Raw genomic sequence first — 4,208 nt, 5'->3', positions numbered from 1 at the left:
TGCGACCATTGAGATAAATCCCAATATTTTATTTCATCTATGCCATGTTCTCCAGCAAGTACTGCATTCCATGTGTCGTCAGCAGTAGCTCCTGAGGCAGTTAAGGCGCTGCGCCCAGTTATAAATACTCTGTTTAAGTCACTCATTTTTTTGCTCCTTCAAACTCAGGATGCTTAAATAAAAGACAGCTGTTGGAGCCGCCAAAGCCGAATGAGTTTGATAAAACCACACCTAATGATTTTTCACGAGGGCCATCAACGACATAATCTAAATCGCATTCCGGATCTGGACTAGTTAAATTGGCAGTTTTAGGAATTTGTGCCTGCTCAATGGATTTAACGGACAAAACGGCTTCCAGTGCACCAGCGGCGGCTATCAAATGCCCGGTCTGGCTCTTTGTTGAACTGGTCGGTAAACTGCTGACTCTATCACCAAAAACAGCCTTAATTGCATTTGTTTCACTAAGATCATTCATTTTGGTAGAAGTACCGTGCGCATTAATGTAATCGACATCGCGAGCTTGAACTCCAGCATCATGAAGCGCCCGTTCTATTGCCTGAATTGCCCCATCACCATTCGGATGTGAATCAGTAATTCGGTACGAACTTAATGAGTTTCCTTCACCGGCTAACTCAGCATAGATGCGTGCACCGCGAGCTTTAGCTTTATCCCATTCTTCGAGTATTAAAAATGCGGCCCCTTCGCCCAAAACAAAGCCATTACGAGTTGCATCAAACGGACGGCTGGCAGTATGTGGCGTATCATTATATGTTGATAATGCGCCCAATAAACAAAAGCTGGATAAGCCTAAAGGATTTATCATGGAATCAAATCCACCTGCCAACATATAATCGGCTTCACCACGACGAATTACCTGCATTGCCAAGCCCAAAGCTTGTCCTCCTGAAGCACAAGCAGTATGTACTGAAGACGCATAGCCTGTGATACCAAAATGCTGAATAAGCAATGAAAGTCCTGAGTTTGAGGTTGTTTTGCCAAAATCAACCAGCTTGTAAAACTCACGGGAACTGTTTTGCAATTGAGACCAATCACTCTCACCATCTGCAGCGCATGCCTGTTGAAAACGATGGAGGTAATCAAATTCAGCAGTCATCATACCACTGCCAGTAACCACTCCCCAACGAGACGAATCCTGAGCAGACGGAATGACACCAGCATCATCAAAGGCCTGACGTGCGGCTTCCAGTGCATAATGGGTAAAAGACATTGCAAAACGAGTATGCTTGCCTGTAAGAGAAGAATGGGGGGTAAAATTTTTTACTTCTGCAGCGATGTAGGTTGGAAAAGCACTCGCATCAAACTGTTTGATTTCCGCTATTCCTGATTGCCCGGCAATCAAGTTATTCCATGTAGACTGTACATCATGCCCAATGGGTGAAACCGCTCCCAATCCCGTAATTGCTACTCGTCTTTTTTTCATGTCATTTACCTTTAGGTAGAAGCACTACATCCACAACACATACTCGTTTACCATTGACCTCACTGCGATAAGTCAAAACTAACTCATTATCAGTTAATTGTTTTACTTTCACATGGCATACAACTACATCACCTGGCTGTACAAACTCATTCATTTTTATCTTACGTAATTCACTGACTTGATATGCTGTTGAATATCCGGCACGTGAAACAAACTCCCGAGCCAAATTTAACTTGCATTCCAGCAGTACTGTCATTGGCAAAACGGGTTTATTAGGAAAATGATCGGCAAAATAAGGAGCAGCACGAGTGACTCGCTTTTCAGCAACCAGACTCACGCCCGCCTCACTTGAAATAATGCGATCAAAATTCAAAGGTGCGATTGCAGCGCCATGCCCACTGAATTCCAATACTGAAGAAGTTGAATGCAACTCACATATCTCGGACCAATCAGCGGGACGATTAATTTCTGCAAATTGCCGTAGAATAAGCGCTGTATCGATAAAATCGGTCATAGGCAATAATGGGCCTAAAGCACCTTCAATAGTAAAAACCTGTTCATCACCTACTCGGGCAATACTATGATAATGTACCGCTTTATCATCCAGAGAATCGATGTAGGATTCTAGCAGTAAGGTTTCCCCGACATAAGCAGGACGATGAAGCCTGGCACTGGAAACCACGCCTGCGACAGGCCGGAGTGTGAACTCATTATGTTGCATCACATTCCAGGCCGCTAACTGCCCAAGTGTTTCACCAATCAAGGAAGGAATAAAACACGCCCGTCCTTGCTCATCAGTAGTGAGATAAGCATCGTCACGAGTAACGTGCTTTATTCCCCCAACCCATTCACCGGGTGATAAATGTACAATTCTATCTACGAATAAAAATCGCATCAGGCAACAGATTCCGAATTTTGTTGGCTCACCGCAACAACAACCAATTTACAAAATGTTTCGACAGTAAATAACATAGGAATTTCATTAACTTTCATGTTTGCTTTAAATTGATCAGCAGGTACTTCATTAAGGTAGTTTTTTAATGCCTCAAGACCAGCAGCAGTCAAAGTGCCGCCCTTCTCAAACTCATCTTCAGCCAAATCGCCGCGCGCATTTTTTTCTAACTGACCGCGAGGTATTTTAATTTTGAATTCTTTTTCCAGCTGAAACACCAAGTCAAGAAAATCAATCGATTCAGCACCTAAATCAGTAATTAAACGACTATTCAAAGCCACGTCATCTTCATCAATAACCAATACATCTGCAATAATTGCCCTAACTTTAGGGTAAACACCAGCTACATTCATAATTCTTCCTCAAACCGAAACCAAGTTCACAAAGCGACAAATTATATCATAATTGTGCGTTAATCATCTACCTGTATGAGATACCTAGCCAACTTGGCTATAGCCTGCATCTACAAACAGGGTATGTGCATTGATCATAGAGGCTTCAGGTAAGCATAACAGGTACACCGCATCAGCCACATCACTAGAGGTCAACGGCCGGTCGGCTAATGAATGAGCCTGATATTCATCCAGTAATTGTTCTCGGTTAGGAAAATGTTTTAATGCATCAGTATCAACAACACCTGCAGACACGGTATTCACCGTAATTCCATCAACAGCCAATTCTAAACTTAACGAGCGAACCAAAGACTCAAGAGCCGCTTTAGATGCGCCAATGAACGCATAGTTAGGAATTGCCCGAGAGGCGCCAAGACTGGATAAAGCAACGACCCGACTGTTCTTTGGCATTAACTCACGACCTTCGGTCGCTAAATGATTCAGAGCCAGTGCATTGGTCTCAAGACACCATCGCCAATGTTTGGTCGACATTTTTAAAGCAGGTTTTAAAACACCACTCGCGGCATTACTGATCAGGAAATTCAGATGAGTGAAATGCTCTTTAAACTGAACAAACATCTCTTTTACCGATTGATGATCGGCAACATTAGCCTGAAGGGCAACTGCCTTGCGTCCCATATTTTGCAATTCTTGAACCAACGAGAATGCTTCATCAGAACTGTTGTAATAAACGATTGCAATGTCACATCCAGCATGAGCCAATTTCAAGGCAGTTGCCTTCCCAATACCACGTGCACCACCAGTAATTAAGGCGACTTTTCCTGCAAACACTGAACTCATAGAGTAATCCTCTAGTATAAAAAGGCACCAAACTACCGGGAATATTAAATTCTGTCAATCACCTAAACCTTATTAGAATACTAAAATACCTTGTTTCTAAAGCCTTAACTTTGTACCATTTGCCCACCATCATATTAATTGCAACTATCAATGAAGTTTTCCTGGTCAACAACAGTTATTCCTATTGCCGCAATTTTTTCCTTTCGCATGCTAGGGCTCTTTATGCTTATTCCTGTATTTTCGGTTTATGCGGGGCAGCTTCAGGGAGCAACACCTGCACTGATTGGTTTGGCTTTGGGAGGATATGGATTGACCCAGGGGTTGTTACAGATGCCTTTTGGCATGCTTTCCGATAAATTGGGGCGAAAACCTATGATCACCATAGGTTTATTGTTATTTGCAGTGGGAAGTTTGCTTGGGGCATTAACTGATTCAATATACGGCATGATAGTAGCAAGAACACTGCAGGGAACAGGGGCGGTAGGAAGCGTACTTATTGCGCTCCTCGCAGATTTAACTCCCGATGAACAACGAACAAAAGGAATGGCTGCCATTGGTATGACTATTGGTATATCATTTAGTCTGGCCATGGTGATAAGCCCCGCTCTTTCTCATCATTCAG

The 4,208-nt window shown here is 43.0% G+C and carries 6 protein-coding genes; 1 reads left to right on the top strand and 5 read right to left on the bottom strand.

From position 1 onward, the window contains the following. The 5 genes from Q0495_RS09660 to fabL all read right to left on the bottom strand — a co-directional run. Positions 1–146 (bottom strand): beta-ketoacyl synthase N-terminal-like domain-containing protein (locus Q0495_RS09660; protein WP_298625443.1); only part of this gene is annotated, 146 nt, incomplete at its 3' end. Further along, positions 143–1,441: a beta-ketoacyl synthase gene (locus Q0495_RS09655; protein ID WP_298625440.1), complete on the bottom strand. Its 1,299-nt coding sequence runs from the start codon at positions 1,439–1,441 to the stop codon at positions 143–145. The genes Q0495_RS09655 and Q0495_RS09660, both read right to left, overlap by 4 nt. A 1-nt stretch (position 1,442) precedes the next feature. Beyond that, positions 1,443–2,336, bottom strand: coding sequence for a hydroxymyristoyl-ACP dehydratase (locus Q0495_RS09650; RefSeq protein WP_298625437.1), 894 nt, complete (start codon positions 2,334–2,336; stop codon positions 1,443–1,445). Then, complete coding sequence (locus Q0495_RS09645; protein ID WP_298625435.1) at positions 2,336–2,746, bottom strand: acyl carrier protein; 411 nt, start codon at positions 2,744–2,746, stop codon at positions 2,336–2,338. Before Q0495_RS09645 ends, Q0495_RS09650 begins: the two co-directional genes overlap by 1 nt. 84 nt (positions 2,747–2,830) lie before the next feature. Further along, positions 2,831–3,586, bottom strand: coding sequence for an enoyl-[acyl-carrier-protein] reductase FabL (gene fabL / locus Q0495_RS09640; protein WP_298625432.1), 756 nt, complete (start codon positions 3,584–3,586; stop codon positions 2,831–2,833). 150 nt (positions 3,587–3,736) lie between these two features. Here fabL and Q0495_RS09635 point away from each other — a divergent pair. Further along, positions 3,737–4,208: MFS transporter (locus Q0495_RS09635; RefSeq protein ID WP_298625430.1), on the top strand; the 472-nt coding region annotated here is incomplete at its 3' end.

The organism is uncultured Legionella sp. (assembly GCF_937871865.1).
Classification (GTDB): domain Bacteria; phylum Pseudomonadota; class Gammaproteobacteria; order Legionellales; family Legionellaceae; genus Legionella.
This window is presented reverse-complemented; position numbering and strand designations above follow the sequence as displayed.

Coding starts and splice junctions, on each gene's coding strand:
- Q0495_RS09655 (WP_298625440.1), bottom strand. CDS start 1,441: ATGAAAAAAAGACGAGTAGCAATTACGGGATTGGGAGCGGTTTCACCC.
- Q0495_RS09650 (WP_298625437.1), bottom strand. CDS start 2,336: ATGCGATTTTTATTCGTAGATAGAATTGTACATTTATCACCCGGTGAA.
- Q0495_RS09645 (WP_298625435.1), bottom strand. CDS start 2,746: ATGAATGTAGCTGGTGTTTACCCTAAAGTTAGGGCAATTATTGCAGAT.
- fabL (WP_298625432.1), bottom strand. CDS start 3,586: ATGAGTTCAGTGTTTGCAGGAAAAGTCGCCTTAATTACTGGTGGTGCA.